The organism is Salipiger sp. 1_MG-2023 (genome assembly GCF_030547555.1).
Taxonomy (GTDB): domain Bacteria; phylum Pseudomonadota; class Alphaproteobacteria; order Rhodobacterales; family Rhodobacteraceae; genus Salipiger.
The window spans coordinates 55,098-69,566 of record NZ_JAUOQN010000022.1 but is presented as its reverse complement, the minus strand read 5'-3'; the positions used below and the strand labels follow the sequence as shown (position 1 = coordinate 69,566).

At 65.9% G+C, this 14,469-nt stretch carries 12 protein-coding genes and 1 pseudogene; 7 read left to right on the top strand and 6 right to left on the bottom strand.

What is annotated here, in order from left to right:
• Positions 1–87: 87 nt before the first annotated feature.
• Both Q4543_RS12385 and Q4543_RS12380 read right to left on the bottom strand, forming a co-directional pair.
• A pseudogene (locus Q4543_RS12385) lies at positions 88–1,045 on the bottom strand (IS5 family transposase).
• 104 nt (positions 1,046–1,149) lie between these two features.
• On the bottom strand, positions 1,150–1,956 hold the full coding sequence (locus tag Q4543_RS12380; RefSeq protein ID WP_303438690.1) for a cyclase family protein: 807 nt from the start codon (positions 1,954–1,956) through the stop codon (positions 1,150–1,152).
• Positions 1,957–2,094: 138 nt separating this feature from the next.
• Between Q4543_RS12380 and Q4543_RS12375 the strand changes: the two genes are divergently transcribed.
• Positions 2,095–2,355, top strand: a complete 261-nt coding sequence (locus Q4543_RS12375) for a hypothetical protein (protein WP_303438689.1) — start codon at positions 2,095–2,097, stop codon at positions 2,353–2,355.
• Between the two features lie 11 nt (positions 2,356–2,366).
• Complete coding sequence (locus Q4543_RS12370) at positions 2,367–2,981, top strand: DUF1523 family protein (protein ID WP_303438688.1); 615 nt, start codon at positions 2,367–2,369, stop codon at positions 2,979–2,981.
• Here the strand turns inward: Q4543_RS12370 and Q4543_RS12365 are convergent.
• From Q4543_RS12365 to Q4543_RS12355, 3 genes are all read right to left on the bottom strand, one after another.
• The gene (locus Q4543_RS12365; RefSeq protein ID WP_303438687.1) at positions 2,978–3,988 is read right to left on the bottom strand and encodes an ester cyclase; all 1,011 of its coding nucleotides are present in this window, start codon (positions 3,986–3,988) and stop codon (positions 2,978–2,980) included. The genes Q4543_RS12370 and Q4543_RS12365 overlap by 4 nt on opposite strands.
• 191 nt (positions 3,989–4,179) lie before the next feature.
• Positions 4,180–4,776: a DUF6882 domain-containing protein gene (locus Q4543_RS12360; protein WP_303438686.1), complete on the bottom strand. Its 597-nt coding sequence runs from the start codon at positions 4,774–4,776 to the stop codon at positions 4,180–4,182.
• 132 nt (positions 4,777–4,908) lie between these two features.
• Complete coding sequence (locus Q4543_RS12355; protein ID WP_303438685.1) at positions 4,909–6,126, bottom strand: glycosyltransferase family 4 protein; 1,218 nt, start codon at positions 6,124–6,126, stop codon at positions 4,909–4,911.
• 240 nt (positions 6,127–6,366) lie between these two features.
• Between Q4543_RS12355 and Q4543_RS12350 the strand changes: the two genes are divergently transcribed.
• The 5 genes from Q4543_RS12350 to Q4543_RS12330 all read left to right on the top strand — a co-directional run bounded on the left by Q4543_RS12350 (position 6,367) and on the right by Q4543_RS12330 (position 13,675).
• Complete coding sequence (locus tag Q4543_RS12350) at positions 6,367–7,779, top strand: hypothetical protein (RefSeq protein WP_303438684.1); 1,413 nt, start codon at positions 6,367–6,369, stop codon at positions 7,777–7,779.
• Between the two features lie 28 nt (positions 7,780–7,807).
• Positions 7,808–9,103, top strand: a complete 1,296-nt coding sequence (locus tag Q4543_RS12345; RefSeq protein WP_303438683.1) for a glycosyltransferase family 4 protein — start codon at positions 7,808–7,810, stop codon at positions 9,101–9,103.
• A 242-nt stretch (positions 9,104–9,345) separates the two neighbouring features.
• Positions 9,346–11,376, top strand: coding sequence for an acyltransferase family protein (locus Q4543_RS12340; RefSeq protein ID WP_303438692.1), 2,031 nt, complete (start codon positions 9,346–9,348; stop codon positions 11,374–11,376).
• A complete protein-coding gene (locus Q4543_RS12335; protein ID WP_303438682.1) occupies positions 11,373–12,923 on the top strand; it encodes a GMC oxidoreductase in 1,551 nt (516 codons plus the stop codon). Before Q4543_RS12340 ends, Q4543_RS12335 begins: the two co-directional genes overlap by 4 nt.
• Positions 12,911–13,675 (top strand): SDR family oxidoreductase, encoded by a 765-nt coding sequence (locus Q4543_RS12330; protein ID WP_303438681.1) that lies wholly within the window; start codon positions 12,911–12,913, stop codon positions 13,673–13,675. The genes Q4543_RS12335 and Q4543_RS12330 overlap by 13 nt, the downstream gene beginning before the upstream one ends.
• Here Q4543_RS12330 and Q4543_RS12325 read toward each other — a convergent pair.
• On the bottom strand, positions 13,672–14,454 hold the full coding sequence (locus Q4543_RS12325) for a WecB/TagA/CpsF family glycosyltransferase (RefSeq protein WP_303438680.1): 783 nt from the start codon (positions 14,452–14,454) through the stop codon (positions 13,672–13,674). The genes Q4543_RS12330 and Q4543_RS12325 overlap by 4 nt on opposite strands.
• Positions 14,455–14,469: the final 15 nt, after the last annotated feature.

Here is a 14,469-nt window from a genome sequence, read left to right as displayed (position 1 = left end):
GTCGCCGACGCCGCCGTAAAACCCAGTAGCTGCCATTCGCGGGAACTTTAGTCTTGTTTTCCAAGACAGATGCTTTCTCCGCTGAGCTCAGGCCATGCGTTCGTTCTCGGCGTGGCCGAGCGCGTTGACGCGGTTCATGAGGGCGACGCCGATGTGGACTACTGCGGTCTACCCACTGCCCGGCAGAGTATTGCGCAGCAATGTCACGAGAGAGGGCGGTGTCACGTGATGCGATCCTCTCTTCGAAGGATTTGAGGCCACGGATTTTGGCCTCGATCCAACTCGGATGTGATAGCAGGACCATCTTTCCAGATCGCCCGCCCGTAGCGCCGCGTCGCCCGAAGGATTTCATTGCGCGCCTTCGCGGCAGGGCAGTTCTCCTTCCAGTAGAGCCCTTTTTTGCGGATAGGTATGACAGCGATGCGTCCACGCGCGAAGATCGGGGAGCGGCAGCGGCAGGTATCAAAGGCTCCATCGCCGGTCCCGGTGCCAATCGGTTGATCGGGCAGGATCTGGCCGGGCAGGTTTGGAAGGGCGGGGCTGGCGCCCTCACGGCTTGAGGTGACGTCTACCGCCCGGATGTCACCGGTGGCCGTACCCATCGCCAGATGGACCTTGCGGTATTGGCGTCTGCGATGGGTGCCATGCTCCTTCACCAAGGGACTTGATGCCGGTTCAAGACCCCGGCGCCTGGCGGCTCTATATCCCGACAGAGATACTCTTCTGCCGTCGGCTCAAGCTGGTCCAGGTCCGGCGACTCCAGTTCCGCCCTCTGCAAGATGCTGGATGCCATCCCCGTCGTTTGCCGACGCGGCAGGCCGAACAGCACTTTCTCCATCAGGCAGAACAGGATCGCGGCATCGCAGACCACCGGCGGGCGGCCTGGAACTCCGGCCTTGGCGGCGAGCAACCCGACGTCCTTGTGGAGCGCCCCATCACACAGGCAAGCATGTGTTGCCGGGCAATGGATCAACAGTGGTCCCCGCCGCCTCAGCGATGTGTTGTAGAACCTCCGGTTTGTCGTGCAATCGTGGGCGCGGCGCACAGAAGCACGGCACAAGGCGCATGAGCCCGTATCCCTCGCATTGCCGAAAGCCTGACCAATCCCCTGCCCCTACTTTGGCAAGGTGTGGAGTTCCTGCCCGTCGATCAGACCATGGCGAAGATCCGCGCCGGACCGCCGGTGCCGCGCTTGTGCTTGGGCGCGCCGATCACGATGGTTGCCCCTGCCGCAGGAAGTGCGCTCAGCCCGGCCAGCCCCTCGATCCCGAAGCGCCCAGACGGCAGCCATGCATAATGGGTGGCAAAATCAGGCGAGGCCCCGAAATCCAGCGACAGCGTGTCGACCCCGATCGAGGCGGCCTCGGTCTCGTCCATCAGCATCTGCACCGCCTCGACGTGAAAGCCAGGGAAATGCATCGCCGTGCCATCGAAGTTGCGGAACTCCTCGGTGTCGACCTTGTCGGCCCAGCCAGAATGCATGGCGATGCAGGCGTTCTGCGGGATCTCGCCATTGGCGGCGATCCACGCCTTGAGATCGTCCGGGGTGACCTGCGCATCGGCATTGTCCGCCGCCTTTGCCGCGATATCCACAACGCAGAGCGGTGCCACCAGCTGTGACAGCGGCAGTTCGTCGACCGAGGTTCCATCCGCCGAGAAATGCAGCGGCGAGTCGATGTGGGTGCCGGTGTGTTCGTTGATGGTCAGGTTGTAGAGGTTGAACCCGTCCTTGGCAAAATCGAACAGCTTTTCGGCGGCAAATTGCGGCTCGCCAAAGAAGGTGGGAAAGCCCTCGTGCAGCGTATGGGTCAGATCATGCACCCCTGTTGCCGCCTGCGCGCTGGCCGGCATAGCTGCCGCTGCCGCCGCGAGCCCAAGCGCGGCGCTGCCGGTGAACAGCTGCCTCCGGCTCATCATCCTGTCTTTTACGGCTCTCATCACGCAGGCGTCGCACATATTGATATCTCCTTGTTCTGCAAGGCGACGCTAGCATGGCATTTCCCATCGCAAGGCGATTTCCGGCGACCCGAGGTTGATTTTCCCGCCGCGCCCTGCAAGCTGCCGAAAACCGCTGCAATTGCCCGGAGCCTGTCGATGTTTGCGCTGCTGCGCCTGCTGCTGCTGATCTTCATCGTGATGACGGTGGTCTATATCGCCCTGTCGCGCTGGTCGCGCAGGGTGCGGCGGCGGCGGCTGACCGAAGACTGGACGCCGCAGGACGGCGATCTGGAGGCATATGTCGCGCGCGGGCTTGAGACCTACGACCATTCGCTGCGCCGCAAACTGATCCTTGGCGTGTACATCCTGCCGCTATGCCTTATAGGCGTGATCGTCTACCTGACCAATTTCCAGTAGGGAGATCCGCCTTGGCTTATGTGAAATGGGTTTGCATCGCCGCCTTCTGGGTGATCGTGCTTGCATTCCTGCACTACACCCTGCCGCAGACCGACATCGCGCGGGTCACAGATACCTATTCGCAGCGGGTCGATCCCGGGGCGAACCGCTGGTTCTGGGCCAATGCCGACACCGGAGAAAGCACCGCCGCGCAGGGCCGCGACGTGTTCTTCATCCAGTCGCGGCTGTCGGGCGACGATGTGATGATCTATCGCAACGAAGACACCGGCTGGGGCTGGCCGCCGTTTTTCAAGTTCGACAGCGCCAACCTTCAGGCCGAGGCTGCCGATGTGCGCTCCACCTCTGCCGAGCCGCAATGGGTGGCGATCCGGCATTACGGCTGGCGCAACGAGATGCTGACGATCTATCCCAACGCCATCAGCATTACGCCGGTTTCGGGGCCGGATGCGCGCATCATCCCGTGGATGAACATCATCATCCTGACACTGCTGGTTGCCTTTGTCTGGGCGGTCTACGTGCGCTGGCGGCGGTTCCGGCGGGCGCGGATCGATCCGGCGCTGGACGAGGTGGGCGACAATATCTCGGATGCGGGCGGCTGGCTGAAGGGCCTGTTCCACAAGCGCTAACCGGCGCTGCGCAGGATCTGCGCCATGACGCCGGGTTGGTCGTACAACGTCCATTCCCGGCGCAACCCATCTGGCCCGAATTCCGCGTGGGTCAGACCAAGGATGTTGACCTTGGCGCCTGACGGCGCGCCAAAGGCGCCATGGCCGTCATGCTTGCCGCTCAGCGACCAGCGGATCGCGGCGCGGGGCGGCGACAGCGGCTCTTCTGCCCCCAGCAGGTGGTGCACCCGGAATTCTGCCGACGGGAAGGCGGCGCGCAGGCCCAGCCAGAACGCCTCGGCATCGCGCGGGCCAGCCCCGACAATGGCACCGGGATAGAACAGCTCTGCCGCGGCATCGTAATGGCGCGCGATGACCGAAAGCTCTCCGCCCATGATGCGGTGCACCAGATCGCCCAGCGTATGCCCCCATGCGTCATCGTTGCCATTGCCGGGGGTCGGCATCTCGGGCTCTCTGGATTTCTCGATCAAAGGCGCCGCGGCGACAGCCGAAAACACAGCGGCGGGTGGCGGCGGCGGCAACGGCGGCATTTGCGACAGGCGCATGCGCGCGCCGTCTTCAAGGCTGATGCCGATCTGCTCGAGAATGGCGGTCTCGTCCCGCAGCAGCCATTCGGCGCGCAGCGCGCCCGCAACGCACCAGCTTTCCGACATGGCGGTATATCGCACCATCTTGCCAGTGGGCGGGCCGTACAGGCCCTGCCCGTCATGGCGCGCCGCCGACTGGAAACGCTGCGCCGCGACGAAGGCATTTTCTGCCGAGGGTGCCCACAGGATGTCTTCGCGTTGCAGCGTCAGCCCCGGCAGCGCCGCCAGCCGTGCCGCCAGCGCCCGGCCCATGGCCTCGGGGCCGATCACCATGCCCGTGCCTTCGTCGAGCGCCACCTGTTCCGACAGGTAGTCCGGCACAAGATCCAGCCGACGCCCTTCCCCCAGATCCCGACGCAAGGCATCGAGATACTCCGCGGCATCCTGCCAACGAGCATCAAACTCGGCCAGAAAGGGCAATCAGCGTCTCCTGTGGTCTGGGTGCGAGGCGCGACCGGGCCCGGCAAGCTACAACCATCGCGACACAAACACGGCCAATGCACCAGAGACAAGAGCACCCGTTTCGAAAACATCCGGCGTGGGGCGTTGCGGCAGCACAATGGCAGGCGGGGCCAGACGCAGGGCGCACGGCCCTGCGCCGCCCAGACGTCTCAGTTCGCCCAGACCGGCTGTTCCAGCATGAAGAAATGTGTGTTCACCTCGTTGACCTTTGCCCGGTACACCATCGGCCGGTTCGCGACATGCGCGGCCAGACAGGCCAGCCGCATCGCTTCGCGGTCGTTGACCAGCAGCGATGGCTCGACCCCCGGCGCCCAGCCCTTGAGCGCGGCTTCGCGGTGCAACGCCCATGCCGGTTCCAAGATGCCTTGCGGGGTCTCCCATTCGCGCGGAAACGCCCATGACCAGAGCCAGCTGTGGGTCTCATGGTTCCACGACGACACAAGCCCATAACGCGCGTACCAGATCCGCCCCGACACCGTGGTGACCTTGAACAGGCCCTCGTCGGGCCAGACCTCCCATTGCCCGCGCGGATCGTCGAGCGCCCAGGCGCGGTAGAGATCCGGCAGGCTGCCTTGGAAATCGGCAGCCACGGTTTCAAGCATGTCGCGCAGCCGCGCCGGCTGCGCCAGCTCGCGCGTCTCGTGGCTGGTGGCGGAATATGACCAGATGCCGGTCCCGGCGTAGCTGCCCGCCGAGGGGCTGGGCTTGCGTGAGATGTCGAGCCGTATTTTCTCGGGTCTTGTCATCGTCCGTCTCCCTTGCTGAAGGTTTTGTCGACGCTGCGCCCGCATTTCGGCAGGAATTGGGCGCCGAACAGGAAACAATGGCCCGATTGCGCCCATAGTAAACGATGTGTCACGAAACAAACTGCGGTGGTGTCAGCCTTGCAACGGGCGCAGCAGCGCCGGACCGCCAAGCGCTACGCTGTGGCTGCGCTGCTCGCTCAGGGCGGCGCGCAGCTCGGCGCCAACGCTCTGCCCCCATGCATCCCAGTTGAGCCGTGCCTCGAAAATCTCGCGCGCGGATTTCGACAGCGCGGCATGGGCGCCCGGATCGTTGAGATAGCCCTCGATCACATCAGCGAACTGCTCGGGCGTGCTGCCCTTGGGCAGGGCATGGCCGTTTTCGCCATCGAACACCGGCACCCCGCCCACATCGAGGCACAGCGCCGGCAGCCCGTAGGCCGAGGCTTCGCAAAACGCAAAACCGTAGCTTTCCATCGACGGCTGCACGAGGAAATGCGCCTCGTCGAAGGCATCTTCGAAGATCCGCGCCTCGTCCGCGCGGGTCTTGTCGAGCGAGGGGTGTATCGTCACCCATTCGTTGCGGTGAAACTCGGGCGGGATGCAGCCGATCACCGTCAGGCGCGCATCGATGCCGCGCGCCCGCAGCGCCTTCATCGTGTCAAAGGCGATGGGGCCGCCCTTGCCAAACCAGTCGCGCCCGATCAGCAGCAGCCGCAGCGGCTGGCCCCTGCACAGCGGCCGGACGGCCGGGCGCGGCATCGGTCCCAGCCCCGCCCCCCATGGCACCATCAGGGATTTCTCCTCGGCCAGACCGTATAGCGCATCTGCTTCGGCCTTAAGCCAGCGCGACGGCCAGAACAGCCGGTCGACAGACCTGTAGACCCGCGCCTCACAGCGTTCGACCCAGCCGTCAAAGGCGCGTCCACCGGGGAATTTCGAGGGGTAGGCCGCGCCGATGTCAGAAGTGCGATAGATGGTGTGCGTCGCATCCGACGCAAAGGCGGTGACGCATCCGGGCGGCACGCTCACATTCAGAAGCGAGTGAAAGGAATAGGCGCAGAACAGCACGTCAAAGCGCCCCTCTGCCAGCTCGGCCTCGACCCTGCGCGAGATCAGCGGCGCCAGCGCCAGATGCGCCCGCCAGCGCAACCGCCGCGCGGCGCTGTCGGGCAAGCGCCGGATGGCCCGGCGGACAGGTTCCGCCAGCCCCCAGCCCTGCGACAGGATGGTGACATCGCCCACATGTCTGCTCAGCGCATCATGAATGCGCCGGTTTCCGCCCGAATACATATAAGGATCGAGCGGTGAATAATCGCATAGGTATGCGATGTTCAGCCGCTGGTCAGACACACCCAAAATTCCCCCGAATTCATTCTTGTCCCAGCGTTTACCTAGCGCCGTTCCTTGGCGAAAACATGGCCTGCATCTGGCATTGCAGCGCCAGATGTCCGCAATGTGCCCTTTGTGCAAGGACCCGCAGCTTTGTGCCCGTGCGGGGCGACAGCCACGCCTGCGCCTGCTAGGGTATGTCGCATGTGCCGGAACAAAGGGGGGTTCGCGGCGCACGGTCTGTGAAAGCTGAAGCTCGGTATGCCGAACCCTCTTGCCTATCTCATGCTTGCCATCTGGCCGGTGGTGACCATCGCGCTGTTCCGGCGCCTGCCGGCAGAGCGGGCGCTGATCGCGGCGCTGATGGTCGGCTACCTGTTCCTGCCCGAACCGCCTGCGGCCTTCGATCTGCCGCTGATGCCGCCGCTCAACAAGCACAACATCCCGGCGCTGAGCGCCTCTGCCTTCTGCCTGTGGAAATATGGCCCGCAAGGCCCCGGCGGCAGCACCATGCTGCCCGGATCGCTGCTGGGCAAACTGCTGCTGGCGGCGTTCATCTTTAGCCCGATCTTTACCGCGCTCGGCAACACCGAGCCGGTGGTCTGGGGCAGCATCGGACTGCCGGCGCTGGGGATCAAGGACGCGCTGGCGCTGATCGTGCAGCAATTCCTGCTGATCCTGCCGTTTCTGCTGGCGCGGCAATACCTGACCAGCGGCGGGGCGCAGCGCTATTTCCTGCTGGCACTGATGATCGGCGGCCTTGTTTACAGCCTGCCGATGCTGATCGAGATGCGCCTGTCGCCGCAGCTCAACAACTGGATCTACGGCTATTACCAGCACCTGTTCGGCCAGTCGATCCGCGACGGCGGCTATCGCCCCGTGGTGTTCCTGTACCACGGGCTGTGGGTGGCGTTCTTTGTCTTCACTTCGGCGGTGGCGGCGTTTGCGCTGTGGCGGCTGGATGCGCGGATGCACAATTTCAAGATCCTCGGCGCGGCGCTGTATCTGACGGCGATCCTCGTGCTGTCGAGATCGCTGGGGGCGCTGATCTTTGCCGTGGCGCTCATTCCGATGGTGCTGCTGTTCACCCGGCAGATGCAGATCAAGGTGGCGATCCTGATCGGCCTGCTGGCGATCGGCTATCCGATCCTGAAGGGCGCGCATCTGGTGCCCGAAGAGCGCATCCTTGCCGCCGCTGCCAGTGTCAGTCAGGAACGCGCCTATTCGCTGGAATTCCGCTTTGACAACGAGAACACGCTGCTGGAGCGCGCCTATGAAAAGCCGGTGTTCGGCTGGGGCAGCTGGGGGCGCAACCACATCCTTGACCCGATTTCAGGCTTCATCCTGACGGTGACCGACGGGCGCTGGATCATTCTCATCGGCATCTATGGCTGGGTCGGCTTCCTTGCGGAATTCGGCCTGCTGGTGCTGCCGCTCGTGCTGCTCTGGCGCGAGGCGGTGCTGGCGAAGGAAGACGAGATATCGCCCTTCATCGCGCCGCTGTCACTGATGCTGGCGATCAATGTCTTCGACATGATCCCCAACGCAACCCTGACCCCGCTGACATGGCTTCTGGCCGGGGCGCTGACCGGTTATGCCGAACAGCTCAAGGCCGCCCGGCTCGGGCGCGGGCTGGACGCGGGCAAGGCGCTGAGCTGGCGCTCCGTCATGTGACGCAGACGGCATAAACCGGGGAGAAAACATGTTCGACAAGTCGCGGCACAGGGTGCTTGCCATCGCCGAAGCGGCCAACCCCGAATGGGTCAGCGTGCCGCTGGTCGGCTGGTCGCTGGCATCGGCCCTGCGCGAGGTCGCCGATGTGCACATCGTCACGCAGATCCGCAACCGCGACGCGATGCTGCGCGCCGGGCTGATCGAAGGCGAGGATTTCACCGCCATCGATTCCGAGGCGCTGGCCCGCCCGGCGTGGAAGCTGGCAGAACGGCTGCGCATGGGCGAGGGCAAGGGCTGGACCATGGTGCAGGCGATCAACGCGCTGAGCTACCCGTGGTTCGAGCGCCTCGTCTGGCAACGCTTCGGCGAGGAAATCCAGCGCGGCGCGTGGCATGTGGTGCACCGCATCACGCCGCTGACGCCGACGCTGCCGTCATCGCTGGCCGGGCATTGCTTTGACGCGCGGGTGCCCTTCGTACTCGGCCCTCTCAATGGCGGCGCACCCTGGCCCGCCGGGTTCGAGGCCGAGCGCCGCGCCGAACGGGAATGGCTGAGCTATCTGCGCGGGGCCTACAGGCTGCTGCCCGGTCGCGGCGCGACGCTGGATCACGCGGCGGCGATCCTTGTCGGCTCGCATCACACCGAAGGCGAGATCCCCCGAAAATACCGCGACAAGACCTTCTACATCCCCGAAAACGGCATCGACCCAACCCGGTTCAACCGCGTTGCCGCGCCCGAGCCGGGGGCGCTGCGCGCCTGTTTCGTCGGGCGGCTGGTGCCCTACAAAGGGGCTGACATGCTGCTTGCGGCAGCGGCGGATCTGCTGCGGGACGGGCGCATGACGCTGGACCTGATCGGCGACGGGCCGATGCGCGCCGATCTTGAAGCGCAGGCGAAACGGCTGGGCATTTCCGGCGCCATCACCTTTCACGGCTGGAAGGATCACCGCGAGGTGCAGGACATCATGGCCCGCTGTCACCTGCTGTCCTTCCCGTCGATCCGCGAATTCGGCGGCGGCGTGGTGCTCGAGGCGATGGCGCTGGGGGTGGTGCCGCTGGTGGTCGATTACGCTGGCCCCGGCGAACTGGTAGGCCACGGCACCGGGCTCAAGGTCGGTTGCGGCACGCGGGCCGAAATCGTCGCGGGGTTCCGCCGCGAGCTGACGCGGCTGGCGGAGGATCCGGCGCAGCTTGCCCCGATGGCCGCCGCGGCCCGCGCCCGCGTGCGCAGTCATTTCACCTGGGAGCGCAAGGCCGAACAGATCTGCCAGATACATGACTGGATCCGGCAGGCGGCCCCCGTGCCGAAACCGCGGTTCTTCTGATCGAAAATTGACGCATTCGTAAGGAAGGGCCGCTAGACCCATGGGCATAGGAGGGGCGCACGCCTTTGAAATGCCGCATTGCCCCGACAGGATCGAGCAAGGCGCGCCCATAGAGCAAGGGCGCGCGATCGAGGACCCGGAGAACCCGGATTGCGCAGATGAGTCAGGCTGACGCCACGCCGTTTCACGACGATCCCAGCGATCGTCTCGCCGATCATTCGGCCTTCCACGAGCCCACGCCAATGGGGCCCGCGCCGCTTGCGTATCGCAGCGATATCGACGGTCTGCGTGCCATCGCGGTGATCGCCGTGGTGCTGTATCATTTCGGGGTGCCCGGTTTTGCTGGCGGATTTACCGGCGTCGACATCTTCTTCGTGATCTCGGGCTTTCTGATCGGCGGCATCCTGTGGCGCGAGCATGACGCCACCGGCACCATCAGCCTGAGGCAATTCTACCTGCGCCGGTTCAAGCGGCTCGCTCCGGCCTATTTCACCATGGCAGCGCTCACCACGGTGTTTGCCGCGGCGCTGCTGCTGCCCTTCGAATTCCGCGAATTCGGCAAGCAGCTGATCTCGGCGACGCTGTACCTGTCCAACGTGATGTTCTTTCGACAGGCGGGGTATTTCGACAGCGCCTCTGACGAAAAGCCCCTGCTGCACACTTGGTCGCTGGCGGTCGAGGAACAGTTCTACATTTTCCTGCCGCTGCTGATCCTGCTGCTGTCGCGGCGGCGCGGCGCGATCCTTGCGGCGCTGATCGGCGCGTGGGCGCTGTCCCTCGTCGGCTCGGTCCTACTGACGCCCAAGATGCAGACCGCCACCTTCTATCTCTTCCCGTTTCGCGCATGGGAGCTGCTGTCCGGCGTGCTTCTGGCAATCTGGGGCTGCGAGAGCGGGCGGCGCTGGCGCGGCCATATGGCGCTCAGCTGGCTGGGGCTGGGGCTGGTGCTGGCCTCGGTGCTGCTCATCCCGGCGGGGCCGTGGTTTCCGGGGTTTCTGGCGATTGTGCCGGTGCTTGGGACCGTGCTGCTACTGGCCAACGGCACCGGGCGCAATCCGGTCAACCGGATGCTGTCGACGCGCGAGATGGTGTTCGCCGGGCAGATTTCCTATTCGCTATACCTGTGGCACTGGCCGGTTCTGACGCTGTCGCTGTACCTGCGCGGCGCCTATTCCGGCCCGCTCGAGACGCTGCTCTGGATGGGGCTGTCGGCGGGGCTGGCCTACCTGTCATGGCGCTATATCGAAACGCCGGCGCGGCGGGCCAAGCTGCCGCCGGGATGGGTCTTTGCCGCCACTGCCGTCGCTTCCGCCGCTACGCTGGCGCTTGGCGGCTGGCTGTATGTGATAGACGGGATGCCGATCCGCTTCGGCCAGGCGGCGCAGCAACATATCGCCGCCTCGGCGGATTTCCTGCAAGACTGGTCGCGCTGCACCACCCCCGCCAGCGGCCCGCTTGCAGGGCTCGAGGTCTGCCCCATCGGGCCGGACGGACCGCCACAGGTTCTGGTCTGGGGCGACAGCCACCTGCGCGCCTTTCGCGAAGGGCTGGACCTTGCCGCACACGAGGCAGACATGCCCGGCATCATCCTGTGGCGCGCGGGCTGCCCACCGCTGTTCGACCTGCGCAAGGTCGAAAGCGCGGCGACGCTGGCGCAGGACGCCGGTTGCAGCAACGCCAACCTGCAGATACGCCAAGCGCTGCCGGCGCTGCCAAGCCTGCGCAAGGCGTTGCTGATCGGGCGCTGGACCTATTACGCCAACGGCACTGGCATCGGGCTAGACCAGCACAACACCATCGCCGTTTATCCGCTGGAAGGCCCCGCCCTGATCGACGCGCCGCAGTCCGACATCATAGATCACGCAGCCACGGCCACGATCAACACCCTGCTCGACCGGTTCGACGAGATCCTCGTGCTGCGCCAGCCCCCCGAGATCGCGAAATACGACAGCCGCATCGCCGCGCGCGAGGCCGCGCATGCGGGCTGGCCGCTGGCGCCCCCGCCCATCACCAGCCCTGACATGCCCCGCGACGCGCTTGCCCGGCGCATCGCCCCCGCCGAAGCGCCGTGGCGGCGGCTTGCCGCCCTCGGGGTGGTCACCCTGATCGACCCGTGGCCGCAACTGTGCGATGACACCAGCTGCCACGCGCTGATCGACGGCAAAGGCTATTACTTCGACAACAACCACGTGACCAATACTGCGGCGATCGCGCTCAGCAATCTGTTTGCGCCGGTGTTCACCCGCCCTGCGGTCGAGGAGCCCAAATCGTGACCCTTACCGACACGGTCTGGGACGCCATCGTCATCGGCACCGGCGTCGGCGGCGGCACCGCCGGGCGCGCCCTTGCCGAGGCCGGGCAGCGGGTGCTGTTCCTGGAACGCGGCCCGGCCGGGCACCGGGCCGAGCGCAACGGGCTGTCGGATGTCTTTGTTCCCGAAGGCAGGCTGGCACGCGGGCTCTGGCCCGAGCCGATGACCGCCACGATCGACGGGCAGACCACCAAGTTCTACGCCCCGCTTGGCGCCGGTGTCGGCGGCAGTTCGGTGTTTTACGCCGCAACGCTCGAACGGCCGGAGCGGCACGATCTCGACAACTCCCTCCTGCGCCCGCACCCGACGCAGGGCTGGCCCACCGGGTTCGACGCCATGGCGCCATGGTTCGACCGCGCGGCGCGGCTGTATCACCTGCACGGCACGCCCGACCCGCTCAGCGCCGATGCCCCGCTGCCGCTGGGCCCGCCGCCGCCGCTCAGCCCCACCGAAGCGGCGCTGTTCGAGAGCCTTCGCGCCGCCGGCCTGCATCCCTATCACGCCCATACCGCCATCGCGCATACGCTAGGTTGCCTCCAGTGCCTTGGCAGTAAATGCCCGCGCAACTGCAAACAGGATGGGCGCTCTGCCGGGGTGGAACCGGCGCTGGCCACCGGCAATGCCGTTCTGATCGACCGGGCCGAGGTTACCCGGCTGCACGGGCACGCCCGCATCGACACCGTCGAGGCGCGCATCAATGGCGAAACCCGCCAGTTCCGCGCCCGCAACGTGGTGCTCGCCGGCGGCGCGCTGAATTCGCCGCGCCTGCTGCTGCGCTCGGCTTCCGAGGCGTGGCCGGACGGCATGGCCAATCGCTCCGGCCTTGTCGGGCGCAACCTGATGTTTCACCTCAACGAGATGTTCGCGCTCTGGCCACCGCGCGGCACCTCTGACAGCAGGGCGAGCAAGGCCATCGCGCTGCGCGACCTGTATCACCACGACGGCGACCGGCTGGGGATGATTCAGGCCATGGGCATCCGCGCCTCTTATGGCGAAATCGTGCATTTCCTGAACCTGATGCTGGCGCGCTCGGCGCTGCGCGGGGTGCCGGGGCTGAAGCAGCTGACCCGCCTGCCCGCCGCGATTGCCGCGCGGCTTTTCGGCCACGCGCAGATATTCGTCGGCCTGCTCGAAGACCTGCCCTATGCGGAAAACCGCGTCCTGCCCGGCCCGGCGCTGGCGGTCGACTATCGCCTGCACCCCGAGCTGCTGACCCGCCGCCGCACCTTTCGCCGCGCCATATCGCAAGCGCTGCGCGGACAGCGGCGGGCGTTGCTTGGCATGGGGCCAGAGCTGAACTACGGCCACCCCTGCGGCACCTTGCGATTTGGCCTTGATCCGGCAAGCTCTGTGCTGAATGCCGATTGCCGGGCGCACGGGGTAGCCAACCTGTGGGTGGCGGATGCCTCGTTCATGCCAAGCTCGATGGGGGTGAACCCGTCGCTGACCATCGCCGCCAACGCCCTGCGCGTGGCCGACGCCATCCAGAGGACGCCATGCCCAGATTGACCCCGCAAGACGGCATCGCCGTGGTGACAGGCGCCGGTTCCGGTCTTGGCCGGGCACTGGCAGTGCGGCTTTGCGCGCAAGGTTTCAGCGTGGCGGGCACCGGGCGGCGCCGCAGCACGCTGGACCAGACGCAGGCACTGGCCGGGCCGCTATTCCAGCCGCTGCCGCTGGATGTCGCCGACGCCGCAGCGGTGCGCGAGGCCTTCGCGGCATTGGGGCCGGTCGCGCTGTTGATCAACAACGCGGCCGTCTATCCGCGTCGGGATATCCTCGACGAAAGCGGCGAGAGTTTCATGCAGACCGTGGCGATCAACCTTGGCGGGGTGATGAACTGCTCGCGCGCGGCGCTGGACCAGATGTGCCTGACCGGGCGCGGGCGCATTCTCAACGTGGCGAGCTTTGCGGATATCGCGCCGCTGCCCGCCTCTGCTGCCTATTCGGTCTCCAAGGGCGCGGCGCGCATCCTGACGCGGGCGCTGGTGGCGGACCTCGCCGACCGCTTTCCCGACATCGTCATCAACGACTGGCTGCCGGGCATGTTGCGCACCGACATGGGCATCCCAGACGGAACCCCGCCAGACACCGCCGCCGCGTGGGGCGTGCAACTGGCGCTTGACCTCGACCCGGCGCTGACCGGGTCCGTCTTTGAAATAGATAGCGAAGTGCTTCCGCCGCGCGGCCTCAAGGGGCGCATCAAGGACGCGGCGCTGCTGCGGCGCAGACGGCCACGGCGTCTTGATCGCCCCGACTAGTGATGCACGCGGCGCGTATGATCGCCCGACCGCAGACGTTGTTGCACGGCATTGAGCAACTGCCCCGGCAGGATGCCGATACAGCGCAGGTAGCGCATCCCGAGCCGACGCGGATTGCCGACCGCCCGCCATAGCCATTCCAGCGCGAAATCACGCACCCATTCCGGGGCGCGATGTTGCGTTCCGGCAAAGAAATCCAGCCCGGCCCCGATGCTGGCAAAGCCCACATGCGGCGCAACGCGCCGGCCTGCGGCAGAGAGGATTTCCTGCTTGGGCGCGCCCATCGCGACAAAACACAGCCCTGCCCCGGACGCCGCGACCTCGGCCAGCAGCGCGTCTGCCTCGGGCGAGTCCGGCACGAAGCCCATCGGCGGCGCGATGGTCAGCACCACGTCAAGCCCCGGAACCTCGCCTTCAAGATAGCTTTTGGCGCCGGCGAGCGCATCGGGCCGACTGCCGATCAGCGCGATGCTGACTCCTTGCGTCGCGGCCACCTGCGCCAGCGGCAGGATCAGGTCAGACCCCGGCATCAGTTCGACCGGCTGCCCGGCAAGGCGCGAGATCCAGACAATCGGATGACCGTCAGCCACCACGAAATCCTGCGCGCAATAGGCTGAACGAAACTGCTGTGACGTGCGCAGCTTGACCAGATGGTCCAGATTTACAGTCGCCAGTGCAAAGCCTTCTTTTCGGGCCAGCCGTTCTGCCACACAGGTCAGAAGCGCTGCCTTTGTAGGCATATTCACTGCAATTTTTTCGCCGACAATCCCGAAGTACATAAACCGTCTACCCCT

What these genes read in the sequence shown, in the direction of transcription:
- Q4543_RS12380 (WP_303438690.1), bottom strand. Translation starts at nt 1,956, where the DNA reads ATGTGCGACGCCTGCGTGATGAGAGCCGTAAAAGACAGGATGATGAGC.
- Q4543_RS12375 (WP_303438689.1), top strand. Translation starts at nt 2,095, where the DNA reads ATGTTTGCGCTGCTGCGCCTGCTGCTGCTGATCTTCATCGTGATGACG.
- Q4543_RS12360 (WP_303438686.1), bottom strand. Translation starts at nt 4,776, where the DNA reads ATGACAAGACCCGAGAAAATACGGCTCGACATCTCACGCAAGCCCAGC.
- Q4543_RS12350 (WP_303438684.1), top strand. Translation starts at nt 6,367, where the DNA reads ATGCCGAACCCTCTTGCCTATCTCATGCTTGCCATCTGGCCGGTGGTG.
- Q4543_RS12345 (WP_303438683.1), top strand. Translation starts at nt 7,808, where the DNA reads ATGTTCGACAAGTCGCGGCACAGGGTGCTTGCCATCGCCGAAGCGGCC.
- Q4543_RS12340 (WP_303438692.1), top strand. Translation starts at nt 9,346, where the DNA reads ATGGGGCCCGCGCCGCTTGCGTATCGCAGCGATATCGACGGTCTGCGT.
- Q4543_RS12330 (WP_303438681.1), top strand. Translation starts at nt 12,911, where the DNA reads ATGCCCAGATTGACCCCGCAAGACGGCATCGCCGTGGTGACAGGCGCC.
- Q4543_RS12325 (WP_303438680.1), bottom strand. Translation starts at nt 14,454, where the DNA reads ATGTACTTCGGGATTGTCGGCGAAAAAATTGCAGTGAATATGCCTACA.